The sequence below is a fragment of the Mycobacterium sp. 1465703.0 genome (assembly GCF_001672975.1).
Classification (GTDB): domain Bacteria; phylum Actinomycetota; class Actinomycetes; order Mycobacteriales; family Mycobacteriaceae; genus Mycobacterium.
Genome location: NZ_LZKU01000163.1, coordinates 70,149 through 84,867, shown reverse-complemented (window position 1 = coordinate 84,867; position 14,719 = coordinate 70,149). Strand labels below are relative to the sequence as shown.

Below are 14,719 nucleotides of genomic sequence, written 5' to 3'. Positions count from 1 at the left end.
TTTGCCGGACACCGCACGGTAGGCCGGATCGACCGTCAACAACTCCATCCGCTCACTGAGTTGTTCGCCGACGGCAGTGCGCTGGACGTGCACAGTGACGCAGATCGGATGGCCGACGCGATCGCAGCGTTCGCCGGCTTCGGACAGGCGGCGGGCTACCGACGGCTTCGGGACTGGCTGACGCGGTTGTACCGCACCGAATTCGACGGGTTCATCGCGGCGAACTTCGACTCGCCGCTGTCGCTGCTCACCCCGCAGTTGGCGCGGCTGACCGCGATCGGCGGCTTCCGCAAGTGGGACCGGATGGTCAAGCGCCACATCAGCGACCTACGGTTGCAGCGGATCTTCACCTTCCAATCGCTGTATGCCGGCGTGGCGCCGCGCGATGCGCTGGCGGTATACGCGGTCATCGCCTACATGGACACCATCTCGGGTGTGGTGTTTCCGCGCGGCGGGGTACGCGCGCTGCCCGACGCGCTGGCCGCAGCAGCCGCCGGTGCCGGCGTCCAATTCTGTTACGGCACAACCGTTACCGCACTCGAACGCACCGGCGGTCGGGTCAGCGCCGTGGTGACCGAGCAGTCCGGCCGCGTTGCCTGCGACGCGGTGGTGCTGACCACCGAACTGCCGCGGAGCTACGCACTGCTGCGCCGCACGCCGCGTCGCCCGGTGCGGCTGCGACCCTCGCCCTCGGCGGTCGTCGCGCATGTGGGCTGCCCCGCGGTCGGATCCGACACGGCGCATCACACCATCCTGTTCGGCGATTCGTGGGATCAGACCTTCACCGACATCATCCGCGACGGACAACTCATGCGGGACCCATCAATACTGGTCACCCGGCCGACGGCCAGCGACCCTACCTTGGCTCCCGATGGGCACGATCTGCTGTACCTGCTCGCCCCGGCGCCGAACCTGGACCACGGCACCATTGACTGGGATCGCACCGGCGATGCGTACGTCGAGGACCTCATCAACCACGTCGCTGACCGGATGCTGCCCGGATTACGGTGTGATGCAAAGGTTTTGGATGTGGTGACTCCTGCGGGCTGGGCGCGCCGGGACATGGCGGCCGGCAGCCCGTTCGCGCTCGCACACACCTTCAGTCAGACCGGACCGTTTCGCCCGGGCAACCTGGTGCGCGGCATCGACAACGCGGTGCTCGCCGGGTCCTCCACGGTGCCCGGCGTCGGCGTTCCGACCACACTCATTTCCGGCAGGCTGGCCGCCGACCGCATCACCGGCGCGGTCAACCGCTGCGCCAGGCACATGGACATGAAAGCCGGTTTGCCGTGATGCGCAGCGAGCTGACCGCCGCCGGGATCGACGATCCGCGGCTGCGCGACGGATATCGGCGGTGCCGTGAACTCAATGCCGCCCACGGCAGGACCTTCTTTCTGGCCACCCGGCTACTCGCGCCCGACCAGCGGCCAGCGGTGCACGCGCTGTACGGCTTCGCCCGGTACGCCGACGACATCCTCGACGATCTCGATCCACAGGTCGGCGCCGACATCCGCGGCCGGCGGCTCCAGCAATTGTCGGAGCGTTTCTTCTCCACCGGTGCCCACCTGGAGGATCCGCTGGTCGCCGCGGTGACCCACACTGTACGGCGTTACCAGATCAGCGCCGGACTGTTCGAAGACTTCTTGGCTTCGATGCGGATGGATCTGACAGTCACCGACTATCCCGACCGGAAAGCCCTCAACCTGTACATGCGGGGATCCGCGGAAGCGATTGGGCTGCAAGTGCTCCCGATCTTGGGAACCGTGACGCCCGCGCAGGAGGCCGCCCCGTACGCCGCGGCACTGGGCCGGGCGTTTCAGCTCACCAACTTCCTGCGGGATGTCGACGAGGACTTGCAGCGCGGGCGGGTCTACCTGCCGGCCGACGAACTGGCCGCCGACGGCGTCGACCGGGAGCTGTTGACGTGGTGTCATACCCACCGCCGCACCGATCCGCGGGTGCGGCGCGCCTTGATCGCTCAGCATGAAATCGCCCGGCAGACATATCGATTCGCTTCTGATGGAATCGCCACCCTGGCCCGCCGCTCACGGCCGTGCGTGGCGACCGCGGCGGCGCTGTATTCAGACATCTTGGACTGCATCGAAAGAAGCGACTTTGCGGTCTTCGATCACCGCGCCACCGTCGGCAAGGCTCGACGGCTTCGAGTCGCCGGCGTCGGACTGATACGGTCGTGGCGGGCGCGAAACGGCGCGCACGGCGTTGGTCAATCGGGGGTCGCATGAGCGATCGGTGGCAATACCTGGCGGTGCTGGCCGCATGCCTGGTGATCACCGCGCCCCTGGAGATCTTCGGCCCCGGCGTCTACCGGCAGTGGCGACGGGTCGTCAAGGCGGTCCTGCCGGTGGCCGCGGTGTTTCTGGTCTGGGACGAGATCGCGGTCGCCGCGCACGTCTGGACTTACCACCGCGCCTACCTGTGCGGCCTGAACATCCCGTTTCGAGTACCGATCGAAGAGGTGCTGTTCTTCCTTATCATTCCGGTCTGCGCATTACTGACCTACAACGCCGTGACCACCATCCTGGACAAGGTGCACCGCCGATGACCGGTCTTGGTTACACCCTGCCGGCGGTGCTGGCGGTATTGATGGTCCTGGCACTGGAATTGGCGGTGCTTCGGACCGGCCTGTTGCGGCAGCGGGCGTACTGGCTCTCGATGCTGATCGTGCTGGGATTTCAGATTCCGGTGGACGGCTGGCTGACCAAACTCAGCTCCCCGATCGTGATTTATGACGATCGGCAGCTAAGCGGCGTGCGCTTTCCGTTCGACATACCGGTCGAAGACTTCTTGTTCGGCTTCGCGTTGGTCACCGCGGTCCTTCTGCTGTGGGAGCGGCAACGTGCGCGTCGGTGACGTGGGCGCTGTCCCCGCCGACTTGGCGGCCGCATTCGACGCGGGTGCGCCGGCATACGACCGCCTGGTTGGCGCCAGCCCCGGCTACCACGCGCAACTGGATCTGTCGGCTCGCCGGATGCGTATCCCGTATCGCGGCAAGGGCTTACGGTTGCTTGATGCCGGATGCGGGACCGGCGCCTCGACGGCCGCGCTGCTCGCCGTCGCGCCAGAGGCCGACATCGTCGCGGTGGACGCGTCACGGGGAATGCTCGACGCGGCGCTGGCGAAAGACTGGCCCGCCTCGGTGCGGTTCGTCCATACCCCCGTCGAACAGCTGGCAGAGCATGGGATCACCGGACCGTTCGACGGCATCCTGGCCGCCTACCTGATCCGCAACGTCGCCGACCCCGACGACCAACTGCGACAGTTCCGCGAGTTGTTACGCCCCGGGGGAACGCTGGCGGTGCACGAATATTCGGTGCGCGACTCCCCCGCCGCCACCCGTATCTGGCACGCCGTGTGCTGGGGCATCATCATTCCCGCCGGATGGTGGCAGACCGGGGATAGCGGGCTGTATCGCTACTTGTGGCGCAGTGTGCTGGCGTTCGACGGCGCAGCGCGATTTCGGACTCGACTCACCGATGCCGGCTTCACCGCGGTGCACAGCGAGACGATGCCCGGCTGGGAAGCCAACATCGTGCACACCTTCCTTGCGGATGCGCCGCGATGACCGCCGATCGGCGCCGTCGAACGTTCTCCGCCCCAACGGGATTGCTGAACGCCGATGCACTGTCGTCGCGTCCCCGAGTAGCGGTCGTCGGCGGCGGGATCGCCGGCCTGACGGCCGCCACCGGCTTGGCCGAGCGCGGCGTCGCCGTCGAGGTCTTCGAGCGCGAGCACTACCTCGGTGGCCGGGTCGGGGGTTGGACCGAGCAGGACGGCGGCGTCGAACTCGCGATGAACCGCGGCTTCCACGCGTTCTTCCGGCAGTACTACAACCTGCGTGCCCTGTTGAGGCGAATCGACCCGCAGCTGCGGATGCTCACTCCCGTCGAGGATTACCCGCTCATCGACGGAGCGGGCCGGCGTGACAGCTTCCGCGGGCTGCCCCGCACCCCGCCGTGGAATGCCGTGGTCTTCGCGGCGCGCAGTCCGACATTCCGGCTTCGCGACTTCACCCGCATCGACGCCCGCGCGGCCGCACCACTGGCCGCGGTGTCGGTGCCCGGCACCTACCAGCGCCTCGACCACACCGACGCCGCGAAGTTTCTCGAGGACATCCGATTCCCTGAGGCGGCAAGGCATTTGGCGTTCGAAGTGTTTTCCCGCAGCTTTTTCGCCGATCCCGCCCAGCTCTCGGCGGCCGAGTTGGCGACCATGTTCCACATCTACTTCCTGGGGTCATCCGAAGGCCTGATCTTCGATGTGCCGTGCGCGAACTACAACAGCGCGCTGTGGCAGCCGTTACGCGACTATCTCGAAGGGCGGGGTGTGGAGTTCCGGCTCGCCACCACTGTCGCGAGCATCGACGCGGAGGCGGCGCAGGGATTTCGGGTGCGGACCGATTCGGATGAGCATTCCGAAGTCGACGCCGTCGTGTTGGCCACCGACATCGCGGGTTTGCAAAGGATCGTTTCGGCGTCGAGCGGCCTGGGCACCGACCACTGGCGGGCGCGGATATCGCGTTTGCGTACCGCGCCGCCCTTCGCCGTGCACCGGTTGTGGCTCGACCGCCCGGTCGCGGCGCAGCGGCCGGCTTTTCTGGGCACGGCCGGACACGATCCACTGGACAACATCAGCGTGCTGGATCGCTACGAATGCGAAGCACGGGACTGGGCCGCCGCACATCATGGTTCGGTCGTCGAATTGCATTCTTACGCATTGACTTCGGCTCCGTCCCGCGCTGCCGCGCTACGGGAACTGCACCGGATATACCCGGAAACCGCTGCGGCAGAGATCGTTCACGAGAGGTTATTGCATCGCAACGACTGCCCCTTGTTTTCGCCTGGGTCCTACATTGACCGCCCCTCGGTCGTCACCCCCACGCCCGGCGTGCTGTTGGCCGGCGACACCGTCCGGATCGACTTGCCGGTGGCACTCATGGAGCGGGCCGCCACCACCGGCTGGTGCGCAGCGAACGAACTACTGCAACGATGGGGGCTAGCCGGGCACCCGTTGGCCACCGTGCCCACCCAAGGCCGGTCACCACTGCTGCGATGGCTTGCCAACCGCGAAAGATCGGCCTGAGCATGAATATTCGCGAACAGCTTCAGCAACGCTTGTCCGCCGGCCGGGCCAAAGCTTGGCCGCTGCAGGTGATCCCGCGCATGTCATGGGCTGGTCAACGCCCCACGTATCGCGATGCGCAACCTGCCATCATCGACGCCGCACTGCGCCGCTCCCAGCACCGGCCCACCGGTAATTGGTACCCGTTCGCCGCCAGCCGCCAGGTGCGCGGCGGGCGGCCCTTCGGCGCGCGCGTGGCCGGTGTCGATATCGTCGCGTGGCGCGACGAGCAGGGCCGGCTGTGCGCAGGGCCGCGCAGTTGTCCACATCTGGGCGCCGACCTCGCCACCGGCACCGTGCGCCAGGGCACACTGATCTGTCGGTGGCACGGGCTGACCCTGGACGGAAACGCACGCGAATTCGGCTGGAGCCCGTTGCCCAGTCACGACGATGGCACCTTGGCTTGGGTCCGGCTCGACGCGGTGGGCCAGGAGGAACCGTTGGAGCGGCCCGTCATTGTGGAACGGCCGGGCGGCGACACCCTGAGCGCGGTCGCCCGGATGGTGGGCGTGTGCGAACCGACCGACGTCATCGCCAACCGGCTCGATCCGTGGCACGGCGCGTGGTTTCACCCCTACTCGTTCACCCGGCTCGAAGTGCTCACGACGCCCACCGAACAGACAGACCGATTCCTGGTAGCGGTGACTTTCCGGATGGGACGGCTCGGGGTACCCGTCGTCGCGGAGTTCTGGTGCCCCGAGGCACGCACCATCGTCATGCGCATCGTGGATGGCGAGGGGACGGGCAGCGTCGTCGAAACCCACGCGACGCCAATGGGTCCAGGCCGGGACGGCCGTCCCCGCACCGCCGTCCTGGAGGCCACCATCGCGCATTCCGACCGGACTGGTTTCAAGCATGCCGCTCGGGCGGCGCCGCTGATCACACCGTTCATGCGCTATGCGGCTACCCGACTGTGGCGCGACGACCTCGCCTACGCCGAGCGCCGTTACCAGGTGCGCGCGGTTTCGTAGGGCTCGAAGCTGGCGCCTGGTCGGGTTCAGCTGTGCGAATTCGAGCGGCACACTGATTCGCCGTGACAGCCTGAATTGACCCAAGGAGAGCGCTTACCCTGCCGGTTTGCCAGTTTTCAACGTCGATACGCCAATCGGGGTTTCGCCGTGCCGCTTCCGGGAACGCTCGACTGAAGCCCCTGAGACCTCAGCCGGGCGTAGTGCATTCAAGCCAACCAAGGAGAACCAATGGCGGAGGACGGCGGGCGCAGCAACCCGGTCAAGGGTGTCGTCGAGGGCGTCAAGGCGGTGGCCAAGCAGGCCATCGGGGCGGTGTCCGGTCAGGAGTATCTGGTTCGCGAGGGAAAGGCTCAGCAGGCGCAGGCCAGCGGCTACATTCCTAGCGCGCCAGGCGCCCGACCACCAGACCTGGCCGAGCCGACGACACCACGAGAGCCGTTGCCGCCCAAAAACGATCAGATCGCCCCGGAACTTCGCACCGCTACCGGAGCACCGGTGGAGGGTCCGGCGACCGCGCGCGGGCAGCAGGACCGCTATCTGACCACCGCTCAGGGTGTCCGGCTGTATGACACCGATCATTCGCTGAAGGCCGGTGAACGCGGCCCGACGCTTCTGCAGGATCACCATCTGCGCGAGAAGATCACTCACTTCGATCATGAGCGCATTCCGGAACGTGTGGTGCACGCCCGTGGCGCCGGTGCTCACGGTGTGTTCCGCGGCAACGGCGCGGCCGAGAAGCTCTGCAAGGCAGGGTTTCTCAAGTCCGGCGCCGAGACGGCGGTGTTCGTCCGATTCTCCACCGTGATCGGTTCCCGGGGATCGGCCGACACCGTGCGGGACACCCGCGGGTTCGCCACCAAGTTCTACACCGACGAGGGAACGTTTGATCTGGTCGGCAATAACATCCCGGTGTTCTTCATCCAGGACGGCATCAAGTTTCCCGACGTGATCCATGCGGCCAAGCCGCACCCGGATCGCGAGATCCCGCAAGCCCAGACCGCGCACGACACGTTCTGGGATTTCGTGTCACTGCATACCGAAGCATCCGCGCACACCATGTGGGCCATGTCCGACCGGGCGATCCCGCGGTCGTTCCGGACGATGGAGGGCTTCGGCGTCCACACGTTCCGGCTGGTCGCCGCTGATAACACGACGTCGCTGGTGAAGTTCCACTGGAAGCCACGCCTGGGGGTGCACTCGCTGGTGTGGGAGGAAGCGCAGATCGCCGCCGGTGTCGACCCCGACTTCCACCGTCGTGACCTCGCCGACGCCATCGAGTCGGGCGCCTACCCCGAGTGGGATCTGGGCATCCAGGTGTTCCCGGACAACGCCGAGCAAACCTTCGAAGGCATCGATCTGCTCGACTCGACCAAGATCGTGCCCGAGGAGCTGGCTCCCGTTCAGATCATCGGCACCATGCAACTCAACGCCAACCCGACCAACTTCTTCGCCGAGACCGAGCAGGTGGCGTTCCACATCGGTCATCTGGTTCCCGGTATCGACGTCACCGATGACCCGCTGTTGCACGCGCGGTTGTTCTCCTATCTCGACACTCAGATCACCCGGCTGGGCGGTCCGAACTTCGCGCAGATCCCGATCAACCGCCCGCACGCGCCGGTCAACGACATGTTGCGAGACGGCTTCCACCAGCACGGCGTACATCCCGGCAATGCGCCCTACCGTCCGAACTCGATCGACGGCGGCTGCCCGTTCGCCGCGGGAGCCGATCTGGCCGCCTTCATCGAGGCCCCCGTTGAGCTGCCCGCGTCGACCAAACGTCGCGCAAATCCGGCGAGCTACGACGACCACTTCAGCCAAGCGACGTTGTTCTACCGCAGCCTGCAGCCGGTCGAACAAGCCCATGTCGTCGAGGCGTTCGCCTTCGAGTTGGGTAAATGCTACGAACAGGCAATCAAGGAACGTGAGCTCTCCGTCCTGGCGAAGATCGATACCGACTTGTGCGCCGCCGTCGCCGAGCGACTGGGTTTGCAGGCGCCCGTCCCCGCCGCGCCACCTGCCGCCCCGGCGGTCAGCCCGGCGCTCTCGCAAATCGGACAACGGTGGCCGGTCGCCGGTCGTCGCATCGGTATCCTCACCGACGCGGACTCCGACACCGGTCAGGTGACTGCGGCGGTTGCCGCGATCACCGCAGCCAAGCTGGTTCCCCTGGTATTCGCTTCGCATGGCGGCACGCTGGACCGCAACGGCGGCCCGCCAGTTTCGCGCACGTACTCGACGGGACGATCGATTGAAGTCGATGCCGTCCTGGTCGCGGGATCACCAGTTGAAGCCGGTGCACGGACCCTCGTCGACGAGGCGTTCCGTCATCTCAAGCCGCTCGGCGTGCTGCCACAGGGGACGAATCTTCTTACGGCAGCGGGTGTTCCGGCGGAAGGCGAAGGGATCTTCAGCGGCTCGGACGCGTCGAACATCGTCTCGTCGCTCGTCGCCGGCCTCGAGGAGCACCGGGTGTGGAACCGCGTCGTCCCCACTTGACCAGTTAGATCCGGGACGCTCAGGCGGACGGGCGTTGGCATCCACCAGCGCCGTGCTCTCAAGGGCTGTACTCGCCCGCCGCACCATTGGCTGCGGGCGCCACGGCATGCCGACCGCCGGTGGACCGGCGCCGCACCAGCCACAGCACACCGACCGCGAGCAGGACCGCCAGCACGATCACGGCGGGCCACATGGCCACCTGCGCAAGCCACAAGCGCCGTTGCACGCGCAGCACTTTACGTTCCGCGCGCCCCAGGCGCCGCGATGTCTCAAGCACAGTCATCGCCACCTCAGATACCCGGGGCGGAATCGTTCAAACATGCGTCGGGCTCAGTTTCACCCAGCAGTTGAACTGTTCAATTGCTTAACGGAGTCATCCGGCTATCGGACGGTTCGGCCCCACGTGCGGCGGGAATGCATAGGCCAATAGGGGGAGGCATGTGATGAGTGACCGGGCAAGTAGCCAGCAGGCCGGTGACCGCGTTGCGCAGGCGGTGGGACGTTTGACCGAAGCGCTGGAAACCATCGAGCGTGCCCGCGGGCACTTGTATTCCTTCCATCAGCTCACCGGTCGCGCCGACCTGCAACTGGACGAGGCGGTGACCCGGCTGCGCGAAATCGGCCACGATGATCTGGCGCAATATATCTGCGAGGAGTTGATCGGGCGCAACGTGTTACCGGGCCGGTGGAGCTTCCAGGTCGTGGAGGACTACGACGACGGCTACTACCAGTGTTTCAAAGAGATCGAACAGCTGGTGCGAAGCCGACTCACCGGTGGGCATCGCCATGTGTACGAGACGGCCTTGAAAGAACGTCGGCGCACCGCCGGCCACCCGGCCCACATCGCGTCTCCCGGTGATGAAGCGGCGAAAGGATGAATCATTGTGAGCGACAATCAATTCAAGAAGGGCGACAAGGTCGAGTGGCAAAGCCACGGCACCACGGTCCGGGGCACGGTCGAGGGCAGCATCACCTCCGATACCGAAGCTGCCGGGCGCACGGTACGAGCGTCAAAGGACGAGCCACAGTACAAGGTGCGCAGCGACAAGACGGGCGCGGACGCGGTGCACAAGCCGGACGCGCTACGTCGCGTGAAGTGATGCGCGTCAACGGGATCCGCCAAAACTGAGCATGACCGACGACGAGAAAACTACCTGGGATCGTTTTCGGGCTACGGTCAACATGACCGCACGCGAGCTGGAAAAGTGGCTACCCACCGACGAATCGAAGACGGTGGGTCAAAAGCGGGATGGTGGCGAATCCACCGGGCACGCCAGCGGCCGTCGCATCGTCGTCATACTCAAAGCCAAACGCGCCGACCTGACGGATGCCGACTACGCACACATGCGAAAGGTAGTCGGCTACGCCAAGCGTCACCTGGCGCAACGTCCGCACGGCAACATCAACGACAGCCCGTGGCGATACTCGTTGATGAACTGGGGTCACGACCCCGCCAAGTCCTGATATCGCCCGCTCAACGCGGGGACGACCATCGCGCGGGGGTAGGGTGATGGCCACCGATCGCACCGGAGACACTGCAGGGCGTGTCTGCTCTCAGTGCTCGCCCGCAATCGACACATGCGGAGAAACGCCGGAGCGTTTCGCCGGCGGCGGGTAGCGGTCGCCGATACGCTGGCCGGCGTGTCGTCCAAGAAGGATGCGGGTAAGTGACCAAGCGTGCCGCCACTGATCGGCGATTAGACCGAGCCGAACTCGAGAAATTGATGTCGGCCGACATGCGTGCGATCACTGCGCAGTCCGACCGCATAGGCCGGCACTTCGCCCGCCAAAACGACGTCAGCGGCACCGACTTCCACGCATTGCTGCACATCATGGTCGCCGAGACCGCTGGAGAACCGTTGACCGCGGCGCAGTTGCGACGGCGCATGGACGTGTCGCCGGCCGCGATCACCTATCTGGTCGATCGCATGATCGACGCCGGCCACGTGCGGCGTGAACCCGATCCCCAAGACCGGCGCAAGACCCTGCTCCGCTACGAGAAGCAGGGCATGGCGCTGGCTCGGTCCTTTTTCACTCCGCTGGGCGCCGAGCTACATACCGCCCTCGCGCACCTTTCCGATCGCGACCTGGCGGCGGCCCATCGGGTCTTCACGGCCATGATCGAGGCGATGGCCTGCTTCGAATCCCGACTAGCGCCACCGAGTCCCACGACACCCGACGTCACAGAACCGAAACGCACGACGCCGAAACGACGCCGCAGTCCGGTCAAACGCGCCGTTAGTGATCAGGCGGCCCAGTAGTCGCTGTTCGACCAGGCCGCAGCAGATCAGCGGGGGAATCCTCGGCATCAATCACGTCGCGCGACCTAGGTTATGGCGACGAGTTCGACATCGCGCAGGTCTGCCAGATTTGCGGCGCCACAGCCGTGCAGACAGACCCGTAGCTCGTCGATGAACGGCTGCAGCCAATCGACAACGGCGGCACTCGATTCGATCGCCGCGGGCAGCAGCGGTCGCGCCACCGCCACGACATCGGCACCCAGTGCGATGGCCTTGGCCGCGTCCATGCCGGTACGGATGCCACCGGACGCCACCAACGGGATCGCCGGCAGCACCTCACGTACCTCGACGATCGCCCGGGCGGTGGGGACACCCCAGTCAGCCAAGTGCGGGTAGCGCAGTTCGCCGTACCGCACGAACTGCTCGACCCGCGACCATGACGTGCCGCCGGCACCCGCGACGTCGATCCCTGTTACCGGCAATTTGCCTTCTCCCCCAACAAGTTCCGCAGCCGCCGCGCCACCGATGCCGTGGCCGACCTCCTTGAGCAGCACCGGATGGCCGATGGTGTCTGCGGCCTCACGCAATCGGCTCAGCGACCCGGAAAAATCGGTGTCGCCGTTGTGCTGCATCGCTTCCTGAAGCGGATTGGTGTGCACGGCAAGCGCGTCGGCGCCGACCCGGTCAAGGGCCTTGGCCAGATCCGGCACGGCGGTCTTCGTCAGTTGAGCCAAGCCGATGTTGCCGAACAGCAAGACATCCGGTGCCACATCGCGCACCGTGAAGCTGTCCGCGGCACGCTCGCCCAGCGCACTGTCCAACATGATCCGCTGCGAGCCCAGCATCATGCCGATACCCAGCTGTTGAGCGGCGGCTGCCAGATTCCGGTTGATCCTCCCGGACAGCTCGGCGCCCCCGGTCATCGCACCGATGAGCAACGGAGACCGTAGGTTGGCGCCGAAAAAGCTGGTGGACAAATCGATATCGCCCAGATTCGTCTGAGTCAATGCGTGGTAGGGCAATTCATAGCGCTCCAGGCCGGTCGTGACTCCGTCATAGCCGACCGGCTCGGTCAAGCAGACATCGATGTGCCGTCGCTTGCGAGTCGTCATCTCACCACGGTCAACGGTCATCGCAGCTACCCCTTCGCGTCCGACACTGGCCCCGGGCCGCGGTCATACTGTCCATAGTGCCCCCTATTGCGTGTCGCCGGCGCGGCTGCACGGCGATACGTCGTTTCAGTTGATTAATGTTTAAGGAACTGAAAGGGTTGTTTGGTGGTGTGGGATCGCATGGCCGCCGCTGTGACCGGTCGGCGCTCATTGCTGCTCGCGCTGGTCACAGCCCTGGTGGGGATCGGCTTCATGGTGATCGTCGGCGGCAACGCCGCCGCCGGCCAGTCTCCGCAGTCGGTACCTACCGAGTCCCAGTCCGCACAGGTCGAAGCGCTTTCCCGGCAGTTTCCCGGCGGTGACCAGGCACCACTCATGGTGGTGGTCAGCCGCACCGATGGGGCAACCCTCGGGCCGTCGGGTCTCAGCGCCGCCGACGCCGCTCACGATCGAGCGCAGTCCGCCACCACCCCCGGCGCCGGCCGGGCGGCCGGGCCGGTGATCGCATCCCAGGACGGCAAGGCCGCCCTTGGCGTCGTGCCCATCAGTACCGGCCTGTCGGGGCTTGCCCTGGGCGACGCCGTCAGCACCGTGCGCGCCGCCGCGGCCAGTGGGCTTCCCGCGGATCTGCAGGTTCACATCACCGGTGGGCCCGCCTTCGGCGCGGACATCGCCAGCGCATTCAAAGGCGCAAACATCACCTTGCTCGCGGTGACGACGGCCGTGGTGGCGCTGCTGCTGATCGCCACGTATCGCTCCCCGGTGCTGTGGCTGGTCCCGCTACTCGTGGTCGGATTCGCCGACCGGGTGGCCGCGGCGATCGGGACGGCGGTGGCATCGCTGACCGGGTTGAGCTTCGACGGCGCCACCTCCGGGATCACCAGTGTGCTGGTTTTCGGCGCCGGCACCAATTACGCGCTGTTGCTGATTTCCCGGTACCGCCAAGAACTCCGGCAGTATGCCGCGCACCGCGCCGCCCTGCGGCAGGCGGTGCGCAGAGCGGGACCGGCCATCGTCGCCAGCAACGCCACCGTAGTGCTGGCGTTGCTCACCCTGCCGTTCGCGTCTACCCCCAGCACGCGCAGCCTGGGCGTGCTGGGGGCGTGCGGCCTTGTGGTCGCGGCGATTTCGGTGCTGCTGATCCTGCCGCCGCTGCTGGCCGCGTGCGGCCGTCGATTGTTCTGGCCGTTCATCCCGCGCGCCGGCGACGACGAAACCCTGGACTCCGGCCCCTGGCATCGCGTTGCGGAGCGGGTCGGTGAGCATCCCGCACTGGTTGCGACAGTCGCGATGGCGGTGCTGGCGGTGCTTGGCACCGGTTTGTTGAGCACCCGGATCGGTTTGTCGCAGACCGAGCAGTTCCGGGTTCGCGCGGACTCGGTGTCGGGTTATCACGTTGTGGCCGAACATTTTCCGGCCGGCCTGGCCAACCCGACACTGGTCGTCGGCTCCACCGACCACGCTTCGTCCGTTCAGCAGGCGATCAAGGCCACCCCCGGTGTTGTCTCGGTGACCGAGGCCGGCCGATCAGGCTCGGGTCTGACGAAGTGGTCAGTGGTGACCGCCGCACCGCCGTCGTCGAGCCGGGCATTCACCATCGTTGACGCGCTGCGTGATTCGGCGCGGGCCGCCGACTCCGGTGCGCTGGTGGGCGGCGCCGACGCCCAGGCCCTCGATATCCGCGACGCGGCCACGCATGACCGCAAGCTACTCATGCCGGCGATCCTGGCCGTTATCCTGACCGTCCTCTACGTGCTGCTGCGGTCGGCCCTCGCGCCACCGACCCTGTTGGCCGCGACGATTCTCGGCGCGCTGGCCGCGTTGGGCATGGGCGGCTGGGCGAGCATGCACGTCTTCGGCTTTCCGGCGCTGGACAACACCACCCCGTTGTTCGCCTTTCTGTTCTTGGCGGCCCTGGGCGTGGACTACACCATTTTTCTGGTCACCCGCGCCCGCGAGGAAGCCGCACGGCACGGTGCCCACCGTGGGATGGTCCGCGCGGTATCGGCCACCGGCGGCGTAATCACCAGTGCCGGAATCGTTTTGGCCGCTGTGTTCTGTGTGCTGGGGGTGTTGCCGTTGATCGTTCTGACCCAGCTGGGCATCATCGTCGGCCTGGGTATCCTGCTCGACACCTTCGTGGTGCGCACGCTGGTCATCCCGGCACTGTTCGCCCTCATCGGCGATCGGATCTGGTGGCCCGCCAACCCCGTTCACACCAAAGCCGTTGAGCAACAAGCGGACCGGTCACAACCAGAAAGGAGCAGGCCATGAACAGATCGATACCGGCCGCGACCAGCCTGGCCGTCGCCGCGGCCGCCGGCACCGGAAGCATTGCCAGCAGCAAAGTCACTTCCCGGTGGTATTCGCGGCTGCGCAAACCCTCCTATCAGCCGCCCAGTGCCGCCTTTCCCATAGTCTGGACCACGCTCTACGCCGACATCGCCGCCACATCGGCGGTCAGCCTGGACCGGTTTCGGGCAACCGGGCAACATGACAAGGCGCGCGGTTACACCATCGCACTGACGCTGAATCTGCTGCTCAACGCCGGATGGAGTTGGCTGTTCTTCCGCTACCACAAACTCGGCGCGGCCGCGCTCGGCGCCGCGGCGCTCACCGCCAGTAGCGCAGACCTGGCCCGGCGCACGGCCCAGGCCACGCCGCGCGGCGGCCTGGCTTTACTGCCCTATCCGCTGTGGTGTGGCTTTGCGACCATCCTGTCCACCCGCATCTTGCGTCTCAACCGTTAGGGCACCGAATA

16 protein-coding genes are annotated in these 14,719 nt (G+C 66.4%); 14 read left to right on the top strand and 2 right to left on the bottom strand.

Annotation, left to right across the window (positions count from 1 at the left end):
* The 8 genes from crtI to A5625_RS14485 all read left to right on the top strand — a co-directional run.
* Nucleotides 1–1,293: phytoene desaturase family protein (crtI, locus tag A5625_RS14520; protein WP_082984411.1), on the top strand; the 1,293-nt coding region annotated here is incomplete at its 5' end.
* Entirely contained in the window at nucleotides 1,290–2,243 is a 954-nt protein-coding gene (locus A5625_RS14515; RefSeq protein ID WP_066994799.1) for a phytoene/squalene synthase family protein, read from the top strand. The genes crtI and A5625_RS14515, both read left to right, overlap by 4 nt.
* Entirely contained in the window at nucleotides 2,240–2,563 is a 324-nt protein-coding gene (locus A5625_RS14510; RefSeq protein ID WP_066994798.1) for a lycopene cyclase domain-containing protein, read from the top strand. Before A5625_RS14515 ends, A5625_RS14510 begins: the two co-directional genes overlap by 4 nt.
* Nucleotides 2,560–2,871 carry a lycopene cyclase domain-containing protein gene (locus tag A5625_RS14505; protein WP_066994796.1) on the top strand — a complete coding sequence of 104 codons (312 nt, stop codon included), beginning with the start codon at nucleotides 2,560–2,562 and terminating at the stop codon, nucleotides 2,869–2,871. Before A5625_RS14510 ends, A5625_RS14505 begins: the two co-directional genes overlap by 4 nt.
* Nucleotides 2,858–3,583 carry a class I SAM-dependent methyltransferase gene (locus A5625_RS14500; protein ID WP_066994793.1) on the top strand — a complete coding sequence of 242 codons (726 nt, stop codon included), beginning with the start codon at nucleotides 2,858–2,860 and terminating at the stop codon, nucleotides 3,581–3,583. Before A5625_RS14505 ends, A5625_RS14500 begins: the two co-directional genes overlap by 14 nt.
* The gene (locus A5625_RS14495) at nucleotides 3,580–5,100 is read left to right on the top strand and encodes an FAD-dependent oxidoreductase (RefSeq protein ID WP_066994791.1); all 1,521 of its coding nucleotides are present in this window, start codon (nucleotides 3,580–3,582) and stop codon (nucleotides 5,098–5,100) included. Before A5625_RS14500 ends, A5625_RS14495 begins: the two co-directional genes overlap by 4 nt.
* 2 nt (nucleotides 5,101–5,102) lie before the next feature.
* Nucleotides 5,103–6,110: a DUF5914 domain-containing protein gene (locus A5625_RS14490; RefSeq protein WP_066994788.1), complete on the top strand. Its 1,008-nt coding sequence runs from the start codon at nucleotides 5,103–5,105 to the stop codon at nucleotides 6,108–6,110.
* A 228-nt stretch (nucleotides 6,111–6,338) separates the two neighbouring features.
* Nucleotides 6,339–8,606 (top strand): catalase, encoded by a 2,268-nt coding sequence (locus tag A5625_RS14485; RefSeq protein ID WP_066994785.1) that lies wholly within the window; start codon nucleotides 6,339–6,341, stop codon nucleotides 8,604–8,606.
* Nucleotides 8,607–8,664: 58 nt separating this feature from the next.
* Here the strand turns inward: A5625_RS14485 and A5625_RS14480 are convergent, their stop codons facing one another.
* Nucleotides 8,665–8,832, bottom strand: coding sequence for a hypothetical protein (locus A5625_RS14480; protein WP_232003696.1), 168 nt, complete (start codon nucleotides 8,830–8,832; stop codon nucleotides 8,665–8,667).
* Nucleotides 8,833–9,049: 217 nt separating this feature from the next.
* On the opposite strand from A5625_RS14480, the gene A5625_RS14475 reads away from it, so the two are divergent.
* The 4 genes from A5625_RS14475 (at nucleotide 9,050) to A5625_RS14460 (ending at nucleotide 10,867) form a co-directional block, all read left to right on the top strand.
* Nucleotides 9,050–9,484, top strand: a complete 435-nt coding sequence (locus A5625_RS14475) for a hypothetical protein (RefSeq protein ID WP_066994777.1) — start codon at nucleotides 9,050–9,052, stop codon at nucleotides 9,482–9,484.
* 6 nt (nucleotides 9,485–9,490) lie between these two features.
* Nucleotides 9,491–9,706 carry a DUF2945 domain-containing protein gene (locus A5625_RS14470; RefSeq protein ID WP_066994774.1) on the top strand — a complete coding sequence of 72 codons (216 nt, stop codon included), beginning with the start codon at nucleotides 9,491–9,493 and terminating at the stop codon, nucleotides 9,704–9,706.
* Between the two features lie 31 nt (nucleotides 9,707–9,737).
* Entirely contained in the window at nucleotides 9,738–10,070 is a 333-nt protein-coding gene (locus tag A5625_RS14465) for a DUF3140 domain-containing protein (RefSeq protein WP_066994771.1), read from the top strand.
* Nucleotides 10,071–10,273: 203 nt separating this feature from the next.
* Nucleotides 10,274–10,867 (top strand): MarR family winged helix-turn-helix transcriptional regulator, encoded by a 594-nt coding sequence (locus A5625_RS14460; RefSeq protein WP_066994768.1) that lies wholly within the window; start codon nucleotides 10,274–10,276, stop codon nucleotides 10,865–10,867.
* 65 nt (nucleotides 10,868–10,932) lie between these two features.
* Here A5625_RS14460 and fni read toward each other — a convergent pair whose 3' ends face one another.
* The gene (gene fni / locus A5625_RS14455) at nucleotides 10,933–11,979 is read right to left on the bottom strand and encodes a type 2 isopentenyl-diphosphate Delta-isomerase (protein WP_066994765.1); all 1,047 of its coding nucleotides are present in this window, start codon (nucleotides 11,977–11,979) and stop codon (nucleotides 10,933–10,935) included.
* Between the two features lie 144 nt (nucleotides 11,980–12,123).
* On the opposite strand from fni, the gene A5625_RS14450 reads away from it, so the two are divergent.
* Together A5625_RS14450 and A5625_RS14445 are read left to right on the top strand one after the other, a co-directional pair.
* Entirely contained in the window at nucleotides 12,124–14,232 is a 2,109-nt protein-coding gene (locus A5625_RS14450) for an MMPL family transporter (protein WP_232003691.1), read from the top strand.
* On the top strand, nucleotides 14,229–14,708 hold the full coding sequence (locus A5625_RS14445) for a TspO/MBR family protein (protein WP_066994762.1): 480 nt from the start codon (nucleotides 14,229–14,231) through the stop codon (nucleotides 14,706–14,708). The genes A5625_RS14450 and A5625_RS14445 overlap by 4 nt, the downstream gene beginning before the upstream one ends.
* The last annotated feature ends 11 nt before the right edge of the window (nucleotides 14,709–14,719 follow it).

Coding starts and splice junctions, on each gene's coding strand:
- A5625_RS14510 (WP_066994798.1), top strand. CDS start 2,240: ATGAGCGATCGGTGGCAATACCTGGCGGTGCTGGCCGCATGCCTGGTG.
- A5625_RS14505 (WP_066994796.1), top strand. CDS start 2,560: ATGACCGGTCTTGGTTACACCCTGCCGGCGGTGCTGGCGGTATTGATG.
- A5625_RS14495 (WP_066994791.1), top strand. CDS start 3,580: ATGACCGCCGATCGGCGCCGTCGAACGTTCTCCGCCCCAACGGGATTG.
- A5625_RS14490 (WP_066994788.1), top strand. CDS start 5,103: ATGAATATTCGCGAACAGCTTCAGCAACGCTTGTCCGCCGGCCGGGCC.
- A5625_RS14485 (WP_066994785.1), top strand. CDS start 6,339: ATGGCGGAGGACGGCGGGCGCAGCAACCCGGTCAAGGGTGTCGTCGAG.
- A5625_RS14475 (WP_066994777.1), top strand. CDS start 9,050: ATGAGTGACCGGGCAAGTAGCCAGCAGGCCGGTGACCGCGTTGCGCAG.
- A5625_RS14465 (WP_066994771.1), top strand. CDS start 9,738: ATGACCGACGACGAGAAAACTACCTGGGATCGTTTTCGGGCTACGGTC.
- fni (WP_066994765.1), bottom strand. CDS start 11,979: ATGACCGTTGACCGTGGTGAGATGACGACTCGCAAGCGACGGCACATC.
- A5625_RS14445 (WP_066994762.1), top strand. CDS start 14,229: ATGAACAGATCGATACCGGCCGCGACCAGCCTGGCCGTCGCCGCGGCC.